Source organism: Gelidibacter sp. (genome assembly GCF_053579655.1).
Genome location: NZ_JBMDWE010000003.1, coordinates 1 through 23,202, shown reverse-complemented (window position 1 = coordinate 23,202; position 23,202 = coordinate 1). Strand labels below are relative to the sequence as shown.

At 37.0% G+C, this 23,202-nt stretch carries 23 protein-coding genes and 1 tRNA gene; 12 read left to right on the top strand and 12 right to left on the bottom strand.

The genetic code is table 11. The annotated features are described in order from the left end of the window. Positions 1-62: 62 nt before the first annotated feature. Entirely contained in the window at positions 63-1,583 is a 1,521-nt protein-coding gene (locus tag ACOH2D_RS02315; RefSeq protein ID WP_449534268.1) for an OmpP1/FadL family transporter, read from the bottom strand. A gap of 30 nt (positions 1,584-1,613) precedes the next feature. Continuing rightward, positions 1,614-2,747 (bottom strand): hypothetical protein, encoded by a 1,134-nt coding sequence (locus ACOH2D_RS02310; RefSeq protein WP_449534267.1) that lies wholly within the window; start codon positions 2,745-2,747, stop codon positions 1,614-1,616. A 100-nt stretch (positions 2,748-2,847) separates the two neighbouring features. Here ACOH2D_RS02310 and proS point away from each other — a divergent pair, with 100 nt between their 5' ends. The 3 genes from proS (at position 2,848) to rpsT (ending at position 4,864) form a co-directional block, all read left to right on the top strand. Then, positions 2,848-4,326 carry a proline--tRNA ligase gene (gene proS, locus ACOH2D_RS02305; RefSeq protein WP_449534266.1) on the top strand — a complete coding sequence of 493 codons (1,479 nt, stop codon included), beginning with the start codon at positions 2,848-2,850 and terminating at the stop codon, positions 4,324-4,326. A gap of 188 nt (positions 4,327-4,514) precedes the next feature. Further along, positions 4,515-4,586, top strand: a tRNA-Glu gene (locus tag ACOH2D_RS02300). 26 nt (positions 4,587-4,612) lie between these two features. Next, positions 4,613-4,864, top strand: coding sequence for a 30S ribosomal protein S20 (rpsT, locus tag ACOH2D_RS02295; protein ID WP_348036662.1), 252 nt, complete (start codon positions 4,613-4,615; stop codon positions 4,862-4,864). A 200-nt stretch (positions 4,865-5,064) separates the two neighbouring features. Here rpsT and ACOH2D_RS02290 read toward each other — a convergent pair whose 3' ends face one another. After that, entirely contained in the window at positions 5,065-6,387 is a 1,323-nt protein-coding gene (locus tag ACOH2D_RS02290) for a phenylacetate--CoA ligase family protein (protein WP_449534265.1), read from the bottom strand. Positions 6,388-6,993: 606 nt separating this feature from the next. Next, positions 6,994-8,772: a transcription termination factor Rho gene (gene rho / locus ACOH2D_RS02285; protein WP_348036664.1), complete on the bottom strand. Its 1,779-nt coding sequence runs from the start codon at positions 8,770-8,772 to the stop codon at positions 6,994-6,996. A 221-nt stretch (positions 8,773-8,993) separates the two neighbouring features. On the opposite strand from rho, the gene ACOH2D_RS02280 reads away from it, so the two are divergent. Next, entirely contained in the window at positions 8,994-9,404 is a 411-nt protein-coding gene (locus ACOH2D_RS02280; RefSeq protein ID WP_449534264.1) for a DUF4293 domain-containing protein, read from the top strand. A gap of 145 nt (positions 9,405-9,549) precedes the next feature. On the opposite strand, the gene ACOH2D_RS02275 is transcribed toward ACOH2D_RS02280, so the two are convergent. Further along, the gene (locus ACOH2D_RS02275; RefSeq protein WP_348036666.1) at positions 9,550-10,041 is read right to left on the bottom strand and encodes a metallophosphoesterase family protein; all 492 of its coding nucleotides are present in this window, start codon (positions 10,039-10,041) and stop codon (positions 9,550-9,552) included. A gap of 128 nt (positions 10,042-10,169) precedes the next feature. Between ACOH2D_RS02275 and truA the strand changes: the two genes are divergently transcribed. Together truA and ACOH2D_RS02265 are read left to right on the top strand one after the other, a co-directional pair. After that, entirely contained in the window at positions 10,170-10,919 is a 750-nt protein-coding gene (truA, locus tag ACOH2D_RS02270; protein WP_449534263.1) for a tRNA pseudouridine(38-40) synthase TruA, read from the top strand. A 1-nt stretch (position 10,920) separates the two neighbouring features. After that, positions 10,921-12,690 (top strand): ABC transporter ATP-binding protein, encoded by a 1,770-nt coding sequence (locus ACOH2D_RS02265; protein WP_449534262.1) that lies wholly within the window; start codon positions 10,921-10,923, stop codon positions 12,688-12,690. Between the two features lie 123 nt (positions 12,691-12,813). Here ACOH2D_RS02265 and ACOH2D_RS02260 read toward each other — a convergent pair whose 3' ends face one another. From ACOH2D_RS02260 to folP, 3 genes are read right to left on the bottom strand one after another with little or no spacing between them, the layout of a single operon-like run. Further along, positions 12,814-13,596, bottom strand: coding sequence for a diadenylate cyclase (locus tag ACOH2D_RS02260; RefSeq protein WP_449534261.1), 783 nt, complete (start codon positions 13,594-13,596; stop codon positions 12,814-12,816). Between the two features lie 36 nt (positions 13,597-13,632). Beyond that, positions 13,633-14,313 carry a hypothetical protein gene (locus tag ACOH2D_RS02255; RefSeq protein ID WP_449534260.1) on the bottom strand — a complete coding sequence of 227 codons (681 nt, stop codon included), beginning with the start codon at positions 14,311-14,313 and terminating at the stop codon, positions 13,633-13,635. Positions 14,314-14,316: 3 nt separating this feature from the next. After that, positions 14,317-15,141, bottom strand: coding sequence for a dihydropteroate synthase (gene folP / locus ACOH2D_RS02250; protein WP_449534259.1), 825 nt, complete (start codon positions 15,139-15,141; stop codon positions 14,317-14,319). A gap of 165 nt (positions 15,142-15,306) precedes the next feature. Between folP and ACOH2D_RS02245 the strand changes: the two genes are divergently transcribed. The 6 genes from ACOH2D_RS02245 to ACOH2D_RS02220 all read left to right on the top strand — a co-directional run bounded on the left by ACOH2D_RS02245 (position 15,307) and on the right by ACOH2D_RS02220 (position 19,509). Then, positions 15,307-15,846, top strand: coding sequence for a DUF1599 domain-containing protein (locus tag ACOH2D_RS02245; protein WP_348036089.1), 540 nt, complete (start codon positions 15,307-15,309; stop codon positions 15,844-15,846). Between the two features lie 235 nt (positions 15,847-16,081). Further along, entirely contained in the window at positions 16,082-16,237 is a 156-nt protein-coding gene (locus ACOH2D_RS02240) for a four helix bundle protein (RefSeq protein ID WP_348036090.1), read from the top strand. 52 nt (positions 16,238-16,289) lie between these two features. Next, complete coding sequence (locus ACOH2D_RS02235; protein ID WP_449534258.1) at positions 16,290-17,384, top strand: BT_3928 family protein; 1,095 nt, start codon at positions 16,290-16,292, stop codon at positions 17,382-17,384. A gap of 76 nt (positions 17,385-17,460) precedes the next feature. Then, entirely contained in the window at positions 17,461-18,210 is a 750-nt protein-coding gene (tpiA, locus tag ACOH2D_RS02230; protein ID WP_449534257.1) for a triose-phosphate isomerase, read from the top strand. A gap of 84 nt (positions 18,211-18,294) precedes the next feature. Then, entirely contained in the window at positions 18,295-19,134 is an 840-nt protein-coding gene (gene prmA, locus ACOH2D_RS02225; protein ID WP_449534256.1) for a 50S ribosomal protein L11 methyltransferase, read from the top strand. A gap of 99 nt (positions 19,135-19,233) precedes the next feature. Next, positions 19,234-19,509, top strand: a complete 276-nt coding sequence (locus tag ACOH2D_RS02220; protein ID WP_449534255.1) for an ATP-dependent Clp protease adaptor ClpS — start codon at positions 19,234-19,236, stop codon at positions 19,507-19,509. Positions 19,510-19,601: 92 nt separating this feature from the next. Here the strand turns inward: ACOH2D_RS02220 and ACOH2D_RS02215 are convergent, their stop codons facing one another. The 4 genes from ACOH2D_RS02215 to ACOH2D_RS02200 all read right to left on the bottom strand — a co-directional run bounded on the left by ACOH2D_RS02215 (position 19,602) and on the right by ACOH2D_RS02200 (position 23,066). Further along, positions 19,602-21,008 carry an MBL fold metallo-hydrolase gene (locus ACOH2D_RS02215; protein ID WP_449534254.1) on the bottom strand — a complete coding sequence of 469 codons (1,407 nt, stop codon included), beginning with the start codon at positions 21,006-21,008 and terminating at the stop codon, positions 19,602-19,604. Between the two features lie 301 nt (positions 21,009-21,309). Next, a complete protein-coding gene (locus ACOH2D_RS02210; RefSeq protein ID WP_348038209.1) occupies positions 21,310-21,723 on the bottom strand; it encodes a DUF6691 family protein in 414 nt (137 codons plus the stop codon). Between the two features lie 88 nt (positions 21,724-21,811). Further along, a complete protein-coding gene (locus tag ACOH2D_RS02205; protein ID WP_348038211.1) occupies positions 21,812-22,372 on the bottom strand; it encodes a YeeE/YedE family protein in 561 nt (186 codons plus the stop codon). Between the two features lie 55 nt (positions 22,373-22,427). Further along, complete coding sequence (locus ACOH2D_RS02200; protein WP_348038213.1) at positions 22,428-23,066, bottom strand: Crp/Fnr family transcriptional regulator; 639 nt, start codon at positions 23,064-23,066, stop codon at positions 22,428-22,430. Positions 23,067-23,202: the final 136 nt, after the last annotated feature.

The window sequence follows — 23,202 nt, the reverse complement described above, 5'->3', positions numbered from 1 at the left end:
TAAAAGCAAAAAGCACCCTATTAAAGAGTGCTTTTGCAAATCATCGTTTTTTCATTAAAGTTTTATAAGCTAAATCCTAAAGTCAAGGTGAAATTCGAGTTTTTGCTATCAATTTGAGCAGCGTCCGTTAAACCTACAGCATATAACTGGTGGTTGTAATCTCTTTGCGCATGGTCATAAGCAACATCCAATTTGACATTTCCAAAATTATAGCCCAGCCCAACAGAGTAGCCATTCAAATTACCATAAAAAGAATCGTTTTTATAAGGGCTTTCTTCAAATCGGTAGCCACCTCTTAAGCTAACTTGCTGAATTCTGTATTCACCGCCTAATCTGTAGGTAGAAGCATTTCTTAAAGTATTGTTCATAATACCGTTCTGCGAAGCGAAGTAGGGATCAGAGGTTGGTTTGAATTTTGTATTCCCATAATCTTTTAGAGAATAATCAAAACTAATCAGACCAGTATCTCCAAAAATATAGGCTAAACTGCCTGTAATTTTTCCTGGAGTTTGCAGTTTATAATCTGGATAAACGTTGACTACATGAGGATCAATAATTTGTGTCATATTGGAGCCACCTTCAGTTCTTATAGTTCCAAGATATTGAGTGGTTTCTTCAGAAATGGTATACCAAGTAGGAGAGTTGTATGACAATCCAACACGCAAAGCATCTATTTTTGCAATGGCACCCAATTGAAATGAAAATCCAGAGCCAATGGTTGATAGAGTATTTTGAAACCGGACATCTTTAATCAATGAGCCAACATTAGTATTGCTTTCCTGAAGGTCAGTAAATTTATCATAATTGATAAAATGTGAATTCAAATTAAGTCCGAAATAGAAATTGTCACCAACCTGTGTTGAGGCATTGAAGCTGAATTTTCCGTTATATCCTGTCGCTGCGTAAGTGTAGGACTGATCAAAGTTGTTTCCACGAATATTAGATTGATAAGAGGTGTTGTCATCGGCATCTATACCAGGTTCAAGAATATACGATTCATAACCTAAAAAAGCTTGTTGATTACTAAAACCATAAAGTCTATTGATTTCAGAATAAGCGGTGGCTAAACTTTCGTTATCTAGAGCAGAAATTTGATCTAATCTCAGGCCTTGGGCGTAACCAAGAAAATAGTTTCCGATGTTGTTGGAATTCGTGTTGACGCCTCTTGATCTCCATGAATTCTCAAAATTTGATATTTTATCATAAGATACACCCAGTGCAAATTTTCTCCAAGGAGAGTCGGAGTTCATGTTATTAAAAACGAATGCTGCTCCAGTTTGATTTAAATCGAACTTAGAATCAGATGAAGAACTCAACCCATTAAAATAGTTAATGTCATTTTTGGTGCCAACATTAGATATAGAAATGGACGCATGACTGTGTGTGAAAATCGAGGATCCGGCAGGATTGATGCTTACTGCAGACATATCTCCGCCAAGTGCTCCAAATGCGCCACTCATACTTCTAAAACGAGCGGTTCCCTGGACTTCATCTTGTGAATATCTTACAGCGTCAGAAATATCCTGAGCCATAACACTAGACATAGATAGGACTCCTATGAATAGTAAATTTAACTTTTTCATATTTTTAATTTTTTTTATTATTCTGAAATTCTAGTTACCACCGCGTCTTGAAGATCCACCAGAACCGCCTGCTGGTGCAGAGGATCTTGAAGGAGAGCTACCTGAGCTTCTTACTTCTGAAGAGCTTGAGCTAGAACGTGCAGGTGCTGTGTAATTTTGAGTTCTACTTGGGGTAGAGACGTTATTTCCACTGCTTCTTGAAGCGCCACTACTTCTTCTGGTACCAGGATTATTGGTTCCAGGATTATTGGTTCTGGTCCGTGTAGCTGGTTGTGTCTGATTATTTGGTCGTGAACTAGGTTGTACGTTTCTGTTTGTATTCGTATGAGTTCGGGTAGCATCACTGCTTCTTCTGTTTGTATTCGTGTTTGGAGTGTTTACACTCGGTCTTGAATTTGAAGAGTTGATAGTGGTACGTCTGCCGTTATTGGTGTTCGTTCTATTTATCGTAGATGATGAATTTCTGTTTAAAGAAGATGATGAACGATTCATGTTCGTGTTTGCACCTCCACGTCTTCCATTGCTGTAAGAGACATCTCTGCCATTGCGGTAATAATAATTCCCGTAATAATTGTTATAACGATTACCGTAATATGGAGAATACCCATATCTGTAATTATATCCGTAGTAAGGATAAAAGCCGCCGTAGCCATAGCCATTGTAATAACCGTAAGAATAATAAGGATCATAAAAGCCGGAGTACCCCCAACCTGAGTAACCCCATCCACGATAAGGGCTGTAATAGCCATAGCCGCCATAAGGATAGAAGCCATTATTATAAAAACCAGTATTGTTATAGTATATGTTGATATCTACATTTTTACTGTTCTGACCCCAGCCAGCGTAGCCTTCTTGATATTGAATGTCGCCATTTTCTTCGGAATAATTCCCTTCGTATTCGTCTATATTAGTGAAGATGACATTGTCATTTTGAGCAATATGTTCAAATTGTTGGGATTTTTCTCCAAAATATTCTTTGTAATAGCTGTTGTTATTGTTTGGAGCTGTTTCATAATAGATTTCTTGAGGAGGGAGTTCAGAGCCGTAAATACCATCATTTTCATAACCAGCGTACTGATATGAACCACAAGAAGCTACACCGAAGAGTAAACTTAGTGCAACAAAAAATGGCAATTTGCGATATAAGGAGGTTTTAAATAGCATATCTATTTGTTTTTATTGTTGAACAATACAAAAATAGTTAGTTTTGTCGAACTATTTTTTTATTTAACATAAGCGCAACTTTTGTGCCAAAACCCTAGTAATGAGCAAAAATCTTACAAGTAGAGCGGAAGACTATTCCAAATGGTATAATGAACTGGTCGTAAAAGCCGACATGGCCGAGAATTCAGCAGTTAGAGGATGTATGGTAATAAAGCCATATGGCTATGCTATTTGGGAGAAAATGCAGGCGGAATTGGATAGAATGTTTAAAGAAACAGGACATCAAAATGCGTATTTTCCTCTTTTTGTACCGAAAAGTTTGTTTGAAGCAGAAGAGAAGAACGCTGAGGGTTTTGCAAAGGAGTGTGCCGTTGTGACGCATTACCGTTTACAAAATGATCCTGATAATCCGGGGAAATTGCGTGTAGACCCTGAAGCAAAACTAGAAGAAGAACTCGTGGTTAGGCCAACTAGTGAAGCTATTATTTGGAGTACCTATAAAGGATGGATTCAAAGTTATCGAGATTTACCAATTTTGATCAACCAATGGGCCAATGTGGTGCGTTGGGAGATGCGTACGCGCTTATTTTTAAGAACTGCTGAGTTTTTATGGCAGGAAGGTCATACGGCTCATGCTACGAAATCGGAGGCGTTGGCTGAAGCACAACTAATGAATCAGGTGTATGCTGATTTTGCAGAAAACTTTATGGCGATTCCGGTCATTCAAGGTGTGAAAACTGAAAGTGAACGGTTTGCTGGTGCTGAGGAAACTTACTGTATTGAAGCCTTGATGCAAGATGGGAAAGCCCTGCAAGCAGGAACATCGCACTTTTTAGGACAGAACTTTGCGAAAGCATTTGACGTGAAATTCACGACCAATGAAGGTAAGCTGGAACATGTTTGGGCAACTTCTTGGGGTGTTTCCACACGTTTGGTAGGTGCTTTAATTATGACGCATAGTGATGATAAAGGCCTTGTGTTACCTCCTAATTTGGCGCCAATTCAGGTGGTTATTGTTCCTATTCATAAAACGGATGAGCAATTAGAGGTCATTACTAATGTGGCTCAGAATTTAATTCGTGAGTTTAAAGCAAAAGGCATCAGTTGTAAGTATGATGGTAGAACGACCCAGCGACCAGGAGCTAAATTTGCACAATACGAATTGCAAGGTGTGCCTTTAAGAATTGCGATCGGCCCAAAAGACTTAGAGAACGAAACTGTCGAATTAGCGCGACGCGATACGTTATCAAAAGAAAATGTAGCCCTTGATGGTTTGGTGGATAAAATTGATGGATTGCTCACGCAAATTCAAGATGATTTATTTAAAAAAGCATTGGATTTTAGAAATTCGCACATCACTGAGGTTAATAATTTTGATGACTTTAAAGCCGTTTTGGAGGCTAAAACAGGCTTTATATCAGCGCATTGGGACGGTACTGCCGAGACAGAGGAGAAGATCAAGGAAATTACGAAAGCGACAATAAGATGCGTGCCTTTGGATCAGAAAAAAGAAGCTGGAAGCTGTGTATTCACTGGTAAACCATCGATTGGAAGAGTGTTATTTGCGAAGGCTTATTAAAGTTTTTTAAAAAAGTTTGCTTTGGGCTTGCAGCATCTAAAAATAGATGTATCTTTGCACCCGCTGAAAGACATGAGTACATAGTATGAATGTCGGACAGGCACACAAAAAAAAATATTGTGTGTTCATTTGAAAAGTTTGCATATTAATAAAAAAAGCTATTAATTTGCACTTCAAATAAAACAAATGGCCCGTTCGTCTATCGGTTAGGACGCCAGGTTTTCATCCTGGTAAGAGGGGTTCGATTCCCCTACGGGCTACAATTTTTTAATAAGAGAGAAAGAAAATGGCAAATCATAAGTCAGCGTTAAAAAGAATCAGAAGTAACGAATCTAAGCGTTTAACCAACAGGTATAAACACAGAACTACTCGTAATGCTATTAAAAAGCTACGTGAAATGGAGAATGCAACTGAAGCTCAGGAGCTTTTCCCTACAGTATCTGCTATGATCGATAAATTGGCTAAGAAGAATATTATTCATTCTAACAAAGCAGCTAACTTGAAATCTGGTTTGGCTAAACACGTTGCTTCTTTATAATTAAAAGAAACGGTTTAAATCCTATGTAAAATCCATTCAATTTGAATGGATTTTTTTTTTGTGTCTTATTCTCACAGTTTTCGATAGCTCGAAGGCGTCAGCAATAGCGATTTTAGAAAACTTTCCAAGTCTTAGAGGATCAAGTCAAAAAGTTGTGGGATTTTAAGATTACGCATAAATTGTTGTTAATAATTAAAGACCTAAATTCGCTCTTTTGGTATATTCTCTTTGAGTTTATTGACTACGAATTTTCGTTTTCCTGAAGAAAGCAAAGGTATATCTTCAACATATTCCAATCGGATTTCGGCGTCGTTACCCAAATGATTTTTAAATTCTGTTACAATGTTTTCAGCACTGTGGAATTCAGGGAGCACGTTCAATTTAATTGTATATTGTGTTTTGGTCTCTTGAATAAATTGGTATTGAGCTATATGTGGATATTTCAATATGTGATATACCGTAAATGGAGACATCAATTTCCCACTGGTGTTAAGGATCATGTCCATTTTTCTTCCTTCTATGCTGTCCAGAACCATATGGGTTTCACCATTTTTTACACTAACTGCTAACTGGCCGATATCTCCGGTATCATATCGAATCATGGGCATACAATAATTATATAAATCGGTAATGACAATGCGGCCTAAGGTTCCTGGCTTTGTGGGTACATTGGTATCCATGTCTAATATCTCTACGATATAGCTGGCCCAATTAATATGAAACTCTCCAGAATTCACGTCTTGCTGTGCTAAAATTCCGTTTTCTACATTGGAGTATCGCGAAATCACCGGTGCTCCAAAATATTTTGACATTGTAGATTTGGAATCGTCTTTTAAAGCTTCAGAAATCGCAATTATAGATTTTACATCTTTAACCACTGGTGCAGTATCCGTCCCTTCTAAATAGTTCTTCATCTCATCCAGAACTGATGCATAACAAATAATTCCTTTGGTAGAAACATCTTCAGACATTTTTTGCAGTAGATTTTCAACATCAGGCTTTGACAATTTGGATACTGGATGCATATATATATTCTTCAGCCTGGTAATCCAGGGCTTGGAACTATTATATTGGTCCCAATGTCTTATGTAGTACAGTTTATGCCCAACTTCGAAACCCGCTTTTTGAGCAAAATAGATGACATCTGCAGAGTTTCTGTCCCGTTTATTTTTATCGTGTAACAATTTAAATGGCGTTCCGGTAGATCCACTGGTATAAGCCGAATAATTTTTTTGATCCTTGAAGGTGGAGGACTTAAAGTCATCATAGTAATCTCGAATAACATTCTTGTCAATCACCATGAAATCCTCTAGTCCCTTATAGTTAGAAAAGTCTTTGTAAAAAGGAGTGCTGTTAACCGCATGCTTCAAAAGCTCTTCTAAACTTTGGGCTCTTCTACTTTTTGACTCCACAGAATCTAAATTCCTTAAAATAAAATCGATATCATTATAATGTGATCGTAAATTGCCCCCCTTTAAGGAGTCTAGAGACCAGAATAGTTTTTTTCTAATTATCTGTAGCATAATTTTCTTATTTTATGAAAACTTCAGTTTTAACCATAATTATTAGAACTGTGAGCCTTGTGTCTGATTAAAAATAAAGGACAAGAATCGAGATAAATTTGTATACTATCCTTTTAATGTGGGGTTTTTAAAGGATTGGACAATCAGGGTTTTAGCCTTTGAATTATTGAAATCGAATTTAATAAATCTAACCGATAATTTCATCAAAAATCTATGAATGGACTGTAAAACTACCTGAACTGCATAATAAAAGGTTTTATACGTTTTTTTGGGACAAGGAGCCTCTTCCAATTTTAATTGATTACTCTTTTTACTACTCTCTATTGTATCTGTAAAACAACATAGAATGTATTATGTTTCCTATTCCATTACCTAGGATTAGAATTAAAAAAATTTAAAACACGCTTAGTGTCATTTGTCTCAAAGCTTTCTTTGGCCTTTAGTTTTTTGGGTAAAAAAGGGTTATATGCTTTCCTCAATTAATAATGAAGTAAACTTGGTTAGGGAATGACGATATATTTGTAGGAATAGAAACTTAGGTCTTAAAATAGAGAAGCCCCAAGTTTAAAAACTTGGGGCTTCTTTATTATACAACTGAATTATTAATTAACCATTCATTGATAATAAGAACTCTTCGTTGTTTCTGGTTTTTTTGAATCGGTCGTTGATGAATTCCATGGCTTCTACAGGATTCATGTCGGCAAGGTATTTACGCATTACCCACATTCTCTGAATCGTGTTTTCATCCAATAACAAATCATCTCTACGTGTGCTCGAAGAGGTTAAATCGATAGCAGGGAAGATACGACGGTTAGAGATTTTTCTATCCAATTGTAGTTCCATGTTACCTGTTCCTTTAAATTCTTCAAAGATCACTTCGTCCATTTTAGACCCTGTCTCAGTTAATGCTGTGGCAATAATGGTCAAAGATCCGCCGTTTTCGATATTTCGTGCCGCACCAAAGAAACGTTTAGGTTTGTGTAGTGCGTTGGCATCAACACCACCACTCAATATTTTACCAGAGGCTGGTTGAACGGTATTGTAGGCGCGCGCCAAACGTGTAATGGAATCTAAAAGAATAACTACGTCATGACCACATTCAACCAAGCGTTTTGCTTTTTCTAAAACGATATTGGCTATTTTAACGTGTTCGTGCGCTTCTTTATCAAATGTTGAAGCAATTACTTCTCCGCGAACATTACGTTGCATATCGGTAACCTCTTCAGGACGTTCGTCAATCAATAGAATCATTTGATATACTTCAGGATGGTTTGCAGCAATCGCATTCGCAACATCCTTCAAGAGCATAGTCTTACCTGTTTTGGGTTGCGATACAATCATACCACGTTGTCCTTTTCCGATAGGAGAGAACAAATCCATGATACGTGTAGAAATGGTGCTTTGTTTATCCGCAAGATTAAATTTTTCCTGAGGAAATAGTGGCGTTAAATGTTCAAAAGATACGCGGTCTCTAACTACTTCAGGTTTTTGTCCATTAATTTTACTGACCTTAATTAAAGGGAAATATTTCTCGCCTTCTTTCGGAGGTCTCACATGTCCTAGAACCGTATCTCCAGTTTTTAAACCAAATAACCGGATTTGTGATTGTGATACATAAATATCGTCAGGTGATGATAGGTAATTGTAATCTGAGGAACGTAAAAATCCGTAACCGTCTTGCATGATGTCCAAAACGCCTTCGCTTTCGATAATGGCATCAAATTCAAAATCTGGTTCTCTGTAACGATTTCTACTGTCTTTATTCCCATTATTTACTTTAGAGGATGCGTGAGCACTGTTGTCACGGTTATTGTTGTCTCTATTGTCTTTGGGGTTAGACTTATTCCCATTAGTGTCATTAGAGTGTTGAGGTCTATTGTCTTTTGGTTGGGGTTTATTGTCTTTAGTTTGAGGTTTGTTGGTGTTGTCCTTTTCCTTAGGAGTAAACTGTTTTTTTTCTCGATGCTCTACTTTTTTGACAGGAGTTGATTCTTTTTTAGAATCGGTTGCATCTTGTTTTGGGGATACTGCTGATGGTGTAGAGGTTGTTGCTGCTGGAGTTATGGCTTTTGCTTCAGTTCTAACTTCTGGCAAATCCATTTTTTGTTGTGTTTGTACTGGAGCTTGAGCAGGAGTAGGTTTCTTTTCAACACGCTCTCTTTTTTTCTTTAGAGGTGCCTTTGTAACTATTGGAGCTTCAGATTTAATATCAGCCGCTTGCGCGATTTCTGCTTTAACTACCTCTGGATTTGCAGCTTGTAAATCTAAGATTTGATAAACCAAATCTAATTTTTTAAGCGTACGATACTTAGGTACATTTAATTTTTGAGCTATTTCCTGTAATTCGGAAAGCTTCTTTTCCTTTAATTGCGAAATTTCAAACATGTATGTTTATGAATATTATTATAAAATTGAAATTGGATTCATTCCGAAACTTATTCAGATATTAAGTATGAGGAAAAAACCGAATGTAATTTTGAAGATTTAACAGCCTATCACTCTGTTGGTCATGAATTGTGAATGCAATAATACAATTTTATTTTAAAAATATGAGTATGTTTAAAAAGAAACTGCTAATTTTGGGCTTTAATTTTTTAGATTAATTCATGTTACAGCGTATTCAAACCGTTTATTTACTCATAGCAGCTATTTTTTCTGGTGGCCTGATATTTGTATTTCATTTATGGACCAATGCAAATGACGTTCCCGTTTATGCGAAAGATGATATGTTGTATTTGGCAATGTTTTTTGGGTCGGCTGCATTATCTTTGATTTCTATTTTTAATTATAAAAACAGGAAGTTCCAATTTGTGTTGGGACGACTTAATATCATATTGAACTTTATTTTACTAGGATTATTCCTGTATCTGTTGCTAATGACGTCTGGAGAGACTCAAATCTCTGAGAAAGGCGTTGGGATTTTTATTCCTATTTTTTCTATCGTGTTTTTGGTGTTAGCCAATAAGGCCATAAAAAAGGATGAAGATCTTGTAAAATCTGTCGATCGATTGCGATAAACCTATTATCTTAATTTATTTAGTGCGTAAACCCGAGGTGAAGATCTCGGGTTTTTTTATGGTTAAAACCTCAAAAAATTTGAAAGCTGAGGGCGTATTGGAATTTGCTGGTTGATCTCATCTTTGGGAGAACCTTTTATGACTTCTACTTCTTAAACTCAATGACCTCCAAATTATCAATCTTAGGGCCATCAATAGTAAACCGCAACATAGTTCTAACATTTTGGAACCCGTGTTTCCCAATGGCGCCAGGATTCATGTGAAGCAAATTTAGTTTTTTATCGGGCATCACTTTAAGGATGTGTGAATGGCCACAAATAAAAAGTTTTGGCGGATTTTGATAAATTGTTTCTCTAATACACGGACTGTACTTTCCTGGATACCCGCCAATATGCGTGATTAAAACATCGACACCTTCGCACATAAACCGATTGTCTTCGGGGAATTCCATTCGGGCTTTGGTGTCATCAATGTTGCCATAAACTGCTCTTAAAGGTTTAAGCTTTTTTATGGTATCCGTCACGATGAGGTTGCCAATATCTCCAGCATGCCAAACTTCATCGGCTTGTTGGACGTATTTTAAAATATCGTCATCAATATAACTATGAGTATCGGAAAGGAGTAGGATTTTTTTCAAGGATCGCGTTTTCTAAGTGTTGTTTCAATTGCATAGTTCAAAAATCGACAATCGTCAATCGTTAATCGTCAATCATGTATTATCTTTGCCATTAGCAAAAATAACATATTACCACCAAAAGAAACCCATTGAGATATTTTATCGAATTGTCATATAACGGAAAAGCCTATCATGGGTGGCAGAGGCAACCAAATGCCGCTTCGGTGCAGCAGGTTTTGGAGCATGCATTATCTACATTATTAAGGATGCCCATTAAAGTGATGGGTGCCGGCCGTACCGATACTGGTGTTCATGCCTCTCAAATGTTTGCACATTTTGATATGGACGACGCTTTTGATATTGACACTTTAATCTTTAAAATCAATTGGTTTTTGCCGCATGACATTGCCGTTCATCGTATTTTTGAAGTTAGGGATAAGGCTCATGCCCGATTTAATGCATTGAGCAGAACTTATCACTATCGCATTTCTAACACAAAAAATGTTTTTACGCATGATTTTGCTTATAAAATCCATCTGCCTTTAGATGTTGATAAAATGAATAAAGCCTGCGAGATTTTAATGCAGTATAAAGATTTTGAATGCTTTTCAAAAAGCAATACGGATGTGAAAACGCATTTTTGTGATATTAAGGAAGCCTATTGGGTTTTAAATGATACGGAGCTAACCTTTGTTATTACCGCCGATCGTTTTTTACGAAACATGGTGCGTTCTATAGTTGGTACCATGGTTAACATCGGGCTTGGTAAGCTTGATGTTGAAAAACTGCATGACATTATCAAATCAAAAAACAGGAGCGAAGCAGGTTATTCTGTGCCCCCACAAGGATTATATTTAATGGATATTCAATATCCAAATACAATTTTTAACGCTATATAATATGAGTGCTAAGAAGAAAGCCAAAGTTTATGACGTGAATCTCTTCAACCGCTTAATGCAATACATTAAGCCGTATAAGTTGGTCTTTACTTTGACTTTGATATTTGTTATAGGGCTGGCCGTTTTTGGTGCTATGCGACCTTATGTCTTACAACAAGCTATCGACAAACATATCGAACTTCGAGAATATGATGGGTTTATGTACTACATCATCATCATGATTGCGCTGTTGGTTTTAGAGGTCGTATGCCAGTTGCTTTTTATCTATTATTCGAGTTGGTTGGGACAATCCGTGGTTAAGGACATTAGGGTTAAACTGTTTAAGCATATCATGAGTTTCAGAATGAAATACTTTGATAATTCTTCAGTTGGGGTCTTGATTACCCGAACGGTTACTGATATGGAACGTATTTCGGATATTTTTGGAGAAGGTCTTTTTATGATTTTCAGTGATATCCTTAAGATGTTGGTCGTTGGTGGTGTCATGATTTATATGAATTGGAAGCTCAGTGTTTTAGTGTTTTTGACCTTGCCGATTGTGCTTTTTGCTACCGCCATATTCCAGAAGTATATGAAAGTTGCTTTTGAGGATGTGCGTAATGAAGTTTCCAATCTCAACTCTTTTGTTCAGGAACGTGTAACAGGAATGAAAATTCTCCAACTTTTTACAAGAGAGGAAACTGAGTATCGAAAATTTAAGGAAATCAATGCCCGACACCGAAAAGGCTGGTTGAAAACAGTATGGTATAACTCTGTGTTCTTTCCAATTGCTGAGTTTTTATCGTCGTTGACCCTTGGTGTTGTCGTGTGGTATGGCGGACTTAATGTCCTTTCAGATAATTTGGCTTCTCAAGGCGATTTGTTTGCCTTTATTATGATGATTCCGATGTTGTTCAGACCCTTGAACCAAATTGCCAACAGATTCAATACTTTTCAAATGGGGATTGTTGCGGCTAATCGTGTTTTTGAGGTTTTGGATACCACCTCGCAGATTGATGATTCGGGGCAAATTGAAGCGCCAGAGTTTACAGGAGATATCAAATTTGATAAGGTTCACTTTTCATATATCGACGACGAAGAAGTCTTAAAAGGTATTTCTTTTGAAGTAAAACCGGGGCAAACCATTGCGATTGTTGGCGCAACAGGAGCTGGGAAATCGACCATTATCAATTTATTGAACCGTTTTTACGACATCCAAAAAGGCAGTATTTGTATTGATGGTATTAATATTAAGGATTTGAGCTTAAAATCCTTGAGAGCTCAAATTTCTGTCGTGCTTCAAGATGTTTTTCTTTTTGCAGATACCATTTTGAATAATATTACACTAAACAATCCAAACATTACCGAAGCCCAAGTCCAACAAGCGGCCAAGGATATCGGCATTCATGAATTTATTATGAGCTTGCCTAACGGCTATCATTATAATGTGAAAGAACGCGGCGTCATGCTTTCTTCAGGACAACGCCAATTGATTTCATTTTTGAGGGCGTATGTGACCAATCCGAGTATTTTGGTTTTGGATGAAGCGACATCCTCTGTAGATTCCTATTCTGAACATTTGATGCAAGTTGCCACTGATAAAATCACCAAAGACCGAACGTCTATTGTCATTGCGCATCGTTTGGCAACCATTCAAAGAGCAGATAATATTATTGTTATGGATGCTGGTCAAATTGTGGAACAAGGCACTCACAAGGAATTACTTCAAAATAAAGATGGCTATTACAGAAACTTGTACGAGGTGCAGTTTTTGAAACAAGAAACTGTTTAGTTTTCTGATTCGCCATTTATATGACCCAAACATGGCTTTTCGATTATCAATTTGTATATGGGAGTAAAAGAGAAGGATTTTCAGAATTAAACGGTTTCTGATAACATTTTTTCCGACAGTCTATTAGGTCAAATCCTTTTTGATCATCGCGATGAGTTCGGCGTTGTCCTTAAACATGACAAATTCGCCATTTTTTATGTAGGAGATCTGTCCTGTTTCTTCACTAACAGCAATAGCCAAAGCATCTGTTTTTTCAGTAATCCCAACCGCTGCTCTATGACGTAATCCAAAGCGTTGTGGAATATTTCGATCACTACTAACCGGTAGAATAACCCGTGTGGCTTTTACTATATTGTCGGCAATGACGATGGCGCCATCATGGAGTGGGCTATTTTTAAAAAAGATACTTTCAATGATAGGCTGGGTTACGGCAATATTCATCGCATCGCCTGAACTGGTTAAAAAGTCGAGGTTGTTATTGCGCTCCAATACAATCAAGGCGCCTGTTTTTGTCGATGCCATTTTTTGGCAGGCCGAAATGATAACATCTACATCGGTTTGTATCTGTCCTTCCGTTTTTAAGAAGATGAGGTGTCTTAAAAATCGGCGTTTATTTCCGAAATTAGTAGAACCTACCATCAAAAGGAATTTTCGAATTTCTGGTTGAAAAACTACAATTAAAGCAATAATTCCAACATCCATAAACCCACTGAAGATGGAGCTCAATAAGCCCATTTTTAGAAATATGGTCAGTTTCCATATAAAATAGATGATGATAATACCAATAAAAATATTGATGGCAACAGTGCCTTTTACTAGCTTGTACACATAATACAGAAGTATGGCAACGAGGAAAACATCGATAAAATCAATAATTCCGAAATCCCAAATTTTTAGCTGGTCCAAATGTTTTCGTGTTTTTATAAAATTAAAAAAATAGGCTTAATAAATGAATTCGTTTTCGTTTATGGTCACTTTCGATGAGTTTACTTTAGAAAGTGTTGCTTTGAAAGTGATATACTCCTGAAAGTTTAGTTGGTCGTTGATATTTAAAAATAATTCATAGGAGGCGTCTTGTGGCAATGCCTCAATATCTTCTTTTAGATGTTCCAACGATGATTTTTTGATAATTGAATCTTTATAAACACTGACCAATTTGATATCCCTAGCACTTTTAAAATCAATAATGATGCGTTTTTCTCTTGGATTGTCATAGTCTGCGGATATGTTAGGCGACACATAGTTTGTTTTGTAAATCACCTTTGTAAAATCCAAAAAGCCTAAGTTTTTAATGCTCGTATCATTACAAGTATAATAGTTTCTAGAGTTTTCATTTTTGTGGGCTTCAGCATTCCTTTTTTTATCCTGTAACACGATGATTTTAGGAATGACTTGACCTAAAGTAAGTCGTTTATCTACGTTGACGAGCCAATTGGTGGAAGTAATCAAATTCGCACGGTTGAGTTCGAGACTGTCTGTTTTTGTTTCATCATAAAAAATATAAATAGGAGAGACGTCGTGAACTTCCGTTACGTCAGCATGAATTATTTCAGGAAGCAGTATCGTTTTCTCGTTATTACAGGAGAAAGTTAAAAACAGCAAGGGAAGTAATAGAGATTTCATGGATTATAAGTTTAGTTGTTGCGTGAGTTGAATGCATTCCATAGCCTCTTTAACATCATGCACCCTTAAAATAGACACCTGCTTTTGTAGCGCAATGGTGTTTAAAACAGTCGTGCCATTAAGTGCTTCTTGTGCTGATATGTTAAGAGTTTTAGAGATCATTGATTTTCTTGAAAACCCAACTAGAATAGGTTTTTCGAGCATTTTAAATACTTCCAAATGCTTCAATAGTTCGTAGTTTTGAGCGGTGGTTTTTGAAAACCCGAATCCAGGATCTGCAATGATATCTATAATTCCTAAACTTTTTGCAGCGGCCATACGCTCAGAAAAATAAAAGAGAATGTCCTTAATTAAATGATCGTATGTGATGTTTTGTTGCATGTTTTGCGGAGTGCCTTTCATATGCATCATAATATAAGGAACTTTTAGTTGTGCAATGGTCACCAACATATTCTCGTCCATTTTTCCGGCAGATATGTCATTAATCATACATGCGCCAACGTTAATGGATTGCTTGGCCACTTCGGCTCTAAACGTGTCAATAGAGATTAAAATATCTGGAAAACTGGCGATTAAAATTTTTATGATAGGAAGCAAACGCTCTAACTCTTCGGTTTCACTAATGTGAACAGCATTAGGTCTTGAACTGTAAGCGCCGATGTCAATAAAAGTTGCGCCTTCGATCAGCATCTTCTCGACTTGCCTTAAGATATCGGCTTCGTTTTTATAAGCACCACCGTCATAAAAAGAATCTGGGGTCAAATTTAAGATGCCCATGACCTTTGGGATTGTCAAATCGATAAGCTGTCCTTTACAATTTATGGTCATAATGTTGATTTTGAGTTCTAAGTATGTAATTCAAAATATATGATTAGGCAAAAGTCAAATTTATGGATATTTAGCAAATTTACTTTTATATCGATAAAACTTTGAACCTTGAACTTTGCACTCTGAACTATTTAGGCGAAATTTACGCAAAATTACAAGTTTTCTATGCAAAATACCTCAAAACAATACGATGCTGTGATTGAAAAATGCAGAACTCTTTTTGTTAATAAAATGTCAGATTATGGAAGTGCGTGGCGCATTTTGAGGCTGCCCTCATTAACCGATCAAATTTTCATCAAGGCCCAGCGGATAAGAGGTTTGCAGCAAAATGCTCAACGTAAGGTCGATGAAGGCGAGGAGAGCGAATTTATCGGCATCATCAATTATTGCACGATGGCCTTAATTCAATTAGAAAAAGGGATTGCTGAAAAACCGGATATGAATGTAGCTGAAGCGACCAAACTCTATGACGATAAAATTTCGTTGACCAAACAACTCATGATGGATAAAAACCATGATTATGGTGAAGCTTGGCGTGATATGCGCGTCAGTAGTTTGACCGATTTGATTTTGCAAAAGCTATTACGAGTCAAACAAATTGAGGACAATGCCGGCAAAACTTTGGTAAGCGAGGGCATCGTCGCCAATTATCAAGATATGATTAATTATGCAATTTTCGCCTTAATTTTGCTTGAACAAAATTAAGGCAATATTCAAAAATATTAAATTCCAAATTCCAATAGATGAACGAAGAGAGAATTTATAATCTGGAAGAGCGAACTTTTGAGTTCGCAAGGGACTGTAGGTTGTTTTTGAAAAAATTAAGCAGAACAATTTCCAATATTTAGGATTCTAAGCAATTGGTAAAATCCTCGGGTTCAGTTGGAGCAAATTATATCGAGGCCAATGAAAAACTTGCGATAAGGATTTTTTATTTAGATTGAAAATATCAAGAAAAGAAGCAAAGGAAAGTAAATATTGGTTACGATTAATCAAAGCAACAAATGAAGATTTTCTTGTAGAAATTGAAAAGCTAATCATTGAAGCAGAAGAATTAAGACAAATTTTATCAGCAATAATAAATAAAGTACAATAGTTTTTCAAATATCCATTTATTGGAATTTGGAATTTTAAAAATTGGAATTTTCATGAAATATTTAGTTCACATTAGTAGAATATTAGTTGGTATCCTGTTCATCATTTCAGGTTTTGTAAAATTGAATGACCCTTTGGGATTTTCATATAAACTGCAAGAGTACTTTGGAACCGATGTTCTAAATCTGCCGTTTCTGGAGCCTTATGCTTTGGGGATTGCTGTGATTGTGGTGGTTTTTGAAGTGGTTTTGGGTATCTTTTTGCTCATCGGTTACAAACCAAAATTTACCGTATGGAGTTTGTTGTTGATGATCGTTTTCTTCACATTCCTAACTTTTTATTCTGCTTATTTCGATAAAGTAAGAGAATGTGGCTGTTTTGGAGACGCACTTCCTATGACGCCATGGCAAAGTTTTACCAAAGATATTGTGTTGTTGGTTTTAATTTTGATCCTCTTTTTTGGTGTCAAACATATCAAGCCGATTTTCAGTAAGCTGGGAACTACAGTTGTGGGCCTTGCAGGATTTTTAGCCTCGCTTTCGTTTGCTTATTATGTGTTGATGCATTTGCCAGCCATCGATTTTAGAGCTTATAAAATTGGCGACAACCTGCAACAAAATATGGAGCTTGCAGCAAATGCCAAAAAAGCGATTATTGATTACGTTTGGACCTATACGCTAAACGGAGAAGAAAAAACCTTAACTGATCGTGGGCAAGGACCATCAAAATATGATGAAATTGTCAATGTAGAAACCAAAGAAATTCAAGCCGCTGATCTTCCTAAAATTCAGGATTTCTCCATTGAATCTGAAGATGAAGATTTGACTTCATATTTCTTAGAAAAAGATAAATTGCTCATGATTGTTGCTTACAATCTGAAATCGTCCGAAAAAGAGGGGCTTGAAAAACTGAAGACTCTTTCTGACGAAGCGCTTAAAAAAGGTTATACGGTTATTGGATTGACCACTTCTGATGACGCTACAAAGCAAGCTTTCAAGGCACAGTATGGATGGGGTTTTGATTTTTATCTGTGTGATGAAAAAGTGTTGAAAACCATTGTGCGTGCCAATCCGGGTGTTGTTGTTCTAAACAAGGGCACGGTCATGCAAAAGAAACATTGGAATGATATTGAGGATTTGAAATTGTAAAATAAAATATAAATTAAATAAAAATCCTTCCCGTGCCTGCATTGAGCGCAGTCGAAATGAGAAGGTAGAATAGGATATGAGAAAAAAAATAGTAGCAGGAAATTGGAAAATGAACAATGATTTGGCACAAACCGAAACGTTGATTACAGAACTTAAAGCGCAATCCAATCCAGCGGAGGTTGAGGTCATGATTGCACCTTCTTTTACGAATCTTTGGCAGGCGTTCAATTCATTGAAAGATGATTCGATTGAAGTGATTGCTCAAAACATGCATTTTGCTGAGTCTGGTGCTTACACTGGAGAAATCAGCGCAGCAATGCTTAAAAGTCTTGGTATTAAAACCGTGATTTTAGGACATAGCGAACGTCGTGCTTATTTTAATGAAACGGATGAATTATTAGCTAAAAAAGTAGATGCTGCACTAGCAAATGACATGCGCATTATTTTCTGTTTTGGAGAAGAACTGGCCGATCGTAAATCGGGTAACGAAGAAGTTGTTGTTGAAAGTCAAATAAAGAATGCGTTATTTCATTTGGGCGCTGATGCTTTTAAACATATCGTTTTGGCTTATGAGCCGGTTTGGGCCATCGGAACTGGTGAAACTGCAAGTCCAGAGCAAGCGCAGGACATGCACGCGTTTATCAGAAAAACAGTGGCTGATACCTACGGAAACGACGTTGCGAATAATGTTTCTATCCTTTATGGAGGCAGTTGTAAACCATCAAACGCTAAAGAAATTTTCTCTAAACCAGATGTTGATGGTGGTTTAATTGGCGGTGCAGCACTTAATGCGGCCGACTTTTATGCAATCGCTAACGCATTTTAGTTTTATAAGAAAATCATTCAATCAACGCAAGGCTTCTAAATGAAGCTTTGTGACGTTATATTCATATTAAATCATAAGTAAAAAATGTCCAACACAATATATATCGGATATCAATTTAAGGTGGAGCCTTTACAGCCGGGAACGGAAATTCTGATTGCCGAATTGGGCTACGCAGGTTTTGAAAGTTTTGTTGAAACCGAAGAGGGCGTGACCGCGTACATTCAAAAGGACGAATGGAATGCGAATATTCTTGATGATATCTATATTTTAAGTTCAGATGAATTTAAAATTTCGTATTCGTTTGAAGAAATTGAACAAGTCAACTGGAATGAGGAATGGGAAAAGAATTTCAATCCTATTGTGGTCGATGGAATCTGTTCAGTGCGTGCACCATTCCACGAAAAGCCAAAAACTGAATACGATATTGTTATCGAGCCTAAAATGAGTTTTGGAACTGGCCATCATGAAACCACGCACATGATGATCCAGCATATTCTAAAAAACGAATTTACTGGTAAATCGGTGTTAGATATGGGATGTGGAACTGGTGTTTTGGCAATTTTGGCCGAAATGAAAGGAGCTAAAACTGTTGACGCCATCGATTATGACAATTGGTGCTACCTGAACAGTTTGGAAAATGTGGAACGAAATAACTGTGCGCACATCACTGTTTTGGAAGGCGATGCAAGTTTGCTTACAAATCAAAAATACGATACCATTATTGCGAATATCAACCGAAATATTCTGTTAAATGATATGGCATCTTATGTGAAATGCCTGAATCCGGAGGGAACGCTTTTCGTCAGCGGTTTTTATAACGACGATATTCCAGCCATTGAAGAAGAATGTAATAAATATGGATTGACCTGCGTTGAAAGTTTGGAAAGAAATAATTGGGTTGCTTTAAAATTCGTAAATTTGTAGAATGCTGAAAATAAGTAGAGTAATACTTCATTGTTACAGCATCAATTATTATAATTATCTACTGCAGACTGTGGACTGCGGACTGAAGACTTAAGAAAAATGAGTACAAAAGAGAAAATTCAGGAAGACCTTCTCGTTGATACCTTAGAAAAAAACCAGAACGAGATCGTATTGTATAATGACGATGTCAATACATTTGACCACGTAATCGATACACTAATTTATGCTTGTGACCATACGCCGGAGCAAGCGGAACAATGTTCCATATTAGTGCACTACAAAGGTAAATGCACGGTAAAAACAGGATCTTATGAAGATCTTAAACCGCGTTGCACCATGCTTTTGGAAGCTGGTTTAAGTGCGGAAATAGTATAAATTCTTATCAATAAAAAAACCTCTCAGGTTTTGAAAACCTTAGAGGTTTGATATTTCAACTTCCCGCCTCTGCGTCTCCGCGAGAGAAAATCTTACAACGTCGAAGGGCAAACAAATTCCGTAATCGGCAAATCCGTTTCTTTAAGGGCAGCAAATCCGCCATCAACATCCACCAGATTATTAAATCCGCGTGCTTTTAAAATAGAAGCGGCAATCACGGAGCGATAACCACCGGCACAATGAATATGGTAGGTTTTCTTAGGATCGATCTGATTCATATTTTCATTGATGAAGTCCAATGCGAAATGTTGTACATCTTCCAAATGCGAAGCTTCATATTCGCCATCTTTTCTTACATCTAGAATATTTAACTTTTCTGTTTTAACTTTTTCAGCAAGCGCTTCCGCAGAAATGGAATCCAAAGTACTGACTTCTTTGCCTGCGGCTTTCCAAGCGTCAATTCCGCCTTCTAAATAGCCTAAAGTGTTGTCGTAGCCCACACGAGACATACGTGTCACAGCTTGTTCGCTTTGGCCTTCAGGAACGACAAGAATCAAGGCTTGCTTCAAATCGGTAATTAACGCGCCAACCCAAGGGGCAAATTGTCCGTTAAGACCGATAAATATAGAGTTTGGGATATGTCCTTTGACAAAATCACTTTGCGTTCTTACATCAAGTACCATAGCCTCTTCGTGATTGGCCATAGCCTCAAAGTTTTCAGGGGTCAAGGGGACATTTCCTGTTTTCAAAACCTGATCAAAAGCCTCATAGCCCGTTTTGTTCATCATCGCGTTTTTTGCAAAATACTGTGGCGGCGGTGGCATTCCATCCAACACTTCCTTTACAAATTCTTCCTTGGTCATATCGGCACGAAGCGCATAATTTGTTTTCTTTTGGTCGCCAATAGTCCCAACGGTTTCTTTACTCAAATTCTTTCCACAAGCTGAACCTGCACCGTGCGCTGGATAAACGATGATGTCATCTGCCAAGGTCATGATTTTGGTGCGGAGTGAATCATAGAGCATTCCGGCTAAATCTTCTTTGGTTAAATCAGATTTAATAGCCAAATCTGGTCGGCCTACATCTCCTAAAAACAACGTGTCTCCTGAGAAAATCGCGTGGTCTTTTCCGTCTTTATCAATCAATAAAAAACTTGAGGACTCTAAGGTGTGTCCTGGTGTATGGAGTACTTTTATGGTGATATTTCCGATTTTAAAGATTTCGCCATCGGTCGCCGAATGAATGTCGTAAGACGTTTCAGCTCCAGGGCCAAAAACAATAGTAGCTCCGGTTTTGTTGGCTAAATCGACATGTCCAGAAACGAAATCGGCATGAAAATGAGTTTCAAATACATATTTTATTTTTGCGTTTTCAGCGTTTGCCTTGTCAATATAGGGTTGAATTTCCCGTAGTGGATCAATAATGGCCACTTCGCCTTCAGACTCGATATAATAGGCACCCTGTGCCAAACAACCTGTATATATTTGTTCTATTTTCATAATTTAAATTTGATTTTTATGCCCTTCGTAACTATAGGTTTTATAAGGACTTCTGTTGTTTTTATTTAATTACAATACTTGAAATGTTTCTTTCATTTATTTGATTTTCAAAGATACAAAAGCTTAAAAGGAAGTAATGTGACAAAAGTCACATTGATAATGGATGTTGAAATGCACTACTGTTAATCCATTGGCATTCATCCATTTATATTTGAGATAAAATTATAAAACCCGTTTGCTATATGATTCCTATGAGATCATTTGCAAACGGGTTTTTAGCTAATATTTATCTGAATTCTATTTAGTGAGGCAGCTTGTCTTTTAGAACACCATAAACGTAAGTGCCTAAAATGGCCGCTAAAATAACGATGAGCATTGTGAAAACACCAGTGCCGACCAAGATGTACATTGGGCCAGGGCAAGCGCCAGATAAGGCCCATCCCAATCCGAAAAGGGTGCCGCCTACAATATAGCGGGTCAAGCCTTTTTCTTTATCAGGAACTTTCATCAAACCGCCTTCAATGTTTTTAAACTTGAATTTTTTTGTGATCAACAGTAGTATAATTCCTGTAGTAATTGCCGTGCCTATAATGCCGTACATGTGAAAGGATTCAAAGCGGAACATTTCATAGATGCGATACCAAGAAACGGCTTCTGATTTTACCAGAATGATTCCAAACACAATGCCGACGAGTAAAAATTTTAAAAATTTCATCTGTATATATTTATTGTTTTTTAAATGTCAGATGCATGATCCAAATTAACTTTTCGGTTGATTAAGAGGTGCAAATGAACAGGTCGTGTTAGCCAAAAATTAAAGGGAATAATAAATGCACCATAATCAATCCGCCAAGAAAAAAACCGATGACGGCAATTAAAGAAGGCAATTGCAAACTGCTTAAACCAGTGATGGCATGACCAGAAGTGCAACCCCCAGCATAACGTGTTCCGAAGCCTACCAAGAAACCACCAATGATTAAGATGGATAATCCCTTCAAGCTAAAAACCGCATCCCAGCTAAAGAGTTCAGCAGGTAGCAAGGTTTTTCCGGCATTTTCAAATCCTAATTGTGATAAACTTTCAACAGTTACAGGATTTAAATGGATGTCCACTGGATTGGACAATAATGTACTGGCAATAAATCCGCCAATTACGGCACCCATAACAACGACCAAATTCCATCGTTGGGATTTCCAATCGAAGTCAAAGAATTTTGTTTTTTTACCTGCTCCTGCAATGGTGCAAAAGGTTCTTAAGTTAGAAGACATGCCAAAAGTTTTTCCAAAATAAATAAGGATAAACATGATCATGGCCAGTAAGGGGCCAGAAACATACCAAGGCCAAGGTTGTAATATAAATTCCATTAAAATAATTTTTTTCAAAGGTAAGTTTAGTAATTGATTCGGTTTGTGATAATTGTTACTTAAAATCGAGAACTTCAATTTTGTTGCGACTTAGAATAATTTTTTTCTCGTTTTCCAATTGTTTCAACAAACGCGAAATAACCACACGCGAGGTATTTAAATCTTCCGCAATGTCCTGATGGGTTTTTGAAATGGTTTCAGAAGCGTTCAATTTAACATGATCTATGAGATATTTATAAAGACGTTCGTCCATTTTCATGAAAGCTAAAGTGTCGATGGTTTCCAACATTTCGTTGAAACGGATCTGATAGCTCTGTAAAATAAAGTTTCGCCAACTTTCATTGCTATGGAACCATTCGGTCATTTTTTCATTGGGAATCATAATGACACTCGAGTCTTTATCGGCTACCGCTCTAATTTTGCTTTTGGATTTTGCCATGCAGCAGGTTAAGGACATGGAGCAGGTATCTCCCTCTTCCAATACATATAAAAGAAGTTCGCTACCGCTTACATCTTCACGCAGCACTTTGATGTGGCCTTTTAAGAGGAGTGGTACATGGGTAAGACTTTGTCCGATATCCATGATGATGTCATCTTTTTGAAAATGTTTGATCATGCCATACCTAGAAATATTTTTGATGATAAAGTCATCGAAATAGTTGGCAAACTGAGTTAATAAAGCTTCTTGTATCATAGTTCAAAAATAAACATTTTAAAATTTGAAATAAAAGTTTGGTAGTCTTTTAATAAAAGTGTTATATTTGCACCCACTTAAAAAGGCCTCGTGGCGCAACTGAATAGCGCACTTGATTACGGCTCAAGAGGTTACT

What these genes read in the sequence shown, in the direction of transcription:
- ACOH2D_RS02315 (WP_449534268.1), bottom strand. Translation starts at nt 1,583, where the DNA reads ATGAAAAAGTTAAATTTACTATTCATAGGAGTCCTATCTATGTCTAGT.
- ACOH2D_RS02310 (WP_449534267.1), bottom strand. Translation starts at nt 2,747, where the DNA reads ATGCTATTTAAAACCTCCTTATATCGCAAATTGCCATTTTTTGTTGCA.
- proS (WP_449534266.1), top strand. Translation starts at nt 2,848, where the DNA reads ATGAGCAAAAATCTTACAAGTAGAGCGGAAGACTATTCCAAATGGTAT.
- rpsT (WP_348036662.1), top strand. Translation starts at nt 4,613, where the DNA reads ATGGCAAATCATAAGTCAGCGTTAAAAAGAATCAGAAGTAACGAATCT.
- ACOH2D_RS02290 (WP_449534265.1), bottom strand. Translation starts at nt 6,387, where the DNA reads ATGCTACAGATAATTAGAAAAAAACTATTCTGGTCTCTAGACTCCTTA.
- rho (WP_348036664.1), bottom strand. Translation starts at nt 8,772, where the DNA reads ATGTTTGAAATTTCGCAATTAAAGGAAAAGAAGCTTTCCGAATTACAG.
- ACOH2D_RS02280 (WP_449534264.1), top strand. Translation starts at nt 8,994, where the DNA reads ATGTTACAGCGTATTCAAACCGTTTATTTACTCATAGCAGCTATTTTT.
- ACOH2D_RS02265 (WP_449534262.1), top strand. Translation starts at nt 10,921, where the DNA reads ATGAGTGCTAAGAAGAAAGCCAAAGTTTATGACGTGAATCTCTTCAAC.
- ACOH2D_RS02255 (WP_449534260.1), bottom strand. Translation starts at nt 14,313, where the DNA reads ATGAAATCTCTATTACTTCCCTTGCTGTTTTTAACTTTCTCCTGTAAT.
- folP (WP_449534259.1), bottom strand. Translation starts at nt 15,141, where the DNA reads ATGACCATAAATTGTAAAGGACAGCTTATCGATTTGACAATCCCAAAG.
- ACOH2D_RS02245 (WP_348036089.1), top strand. Translation starts at nt 15,307, where the DNA reads ATGCAAAATACCTCAAAACAATACGATGCTGTGATTGAAAAATGCAGA.
- ACOH2D_RS02235 (WP_449534258.1), top strand. Translation starts at nt 16,290, where the DNA reads ATGAAATATTTAGTTCACATTAGTAGAATATTAGTTGGTATCCTGTTC.
- tpiA (WP_449534257.1), top strand. Translation starts at nt 17,461, where the DNA reads ATGAGAAAAAAAATAGTAGCAGGAAATTGGAAAATGAACAATGATTTG.
- prmA (WP_449534256.1), top strand. Translation starts at nt 18,295, where the DNA reads ATGTCCAACACAATATATATCGGATATCAATTTAAGGTGGAGCCTTTA.
- ACOH2D_RS02220 (WP_449534255.1), top strand. Translation starts at nt 19,234, where the DNA reads ATGAGTACAAAAGAGAAAATTCAGGAAGACCTTCTCGTTGATACCTTA.
- ACOH2D_RS02215 (WP_449534254.1), bottom strand. Translation starts at nt 21,008, where the DNA reads ATGAAAATAGAACAAATATATACAGGTTGTTTGGCACAGGGTGCCTAT.
- ACOH2D_RS02210 (WP_348038209.1), bottom strand. Translation starts at nt 21,723, where the DNA reads ATGAAATTTTTAAAATTTTTACTCGTCGGCATTGTGTTTGGAATCATT.
- ACOH2D_RS02205 (WP_348038211.1), bottom strand. Translation starts at nt 22,372, where the DNA reads ATGGAATTTATATTACAACCTTGGCCTTGGTATGTTTCTGGCCCCTTA.
- ACOH2D_RS02200 (WP_348038213.1), bottom strand. Translation starts at nt 23,066, where the DNA reads ATGATACAAGAAGCTTTATTAACTCAGTTTGCCAACTATTTCGATGAC.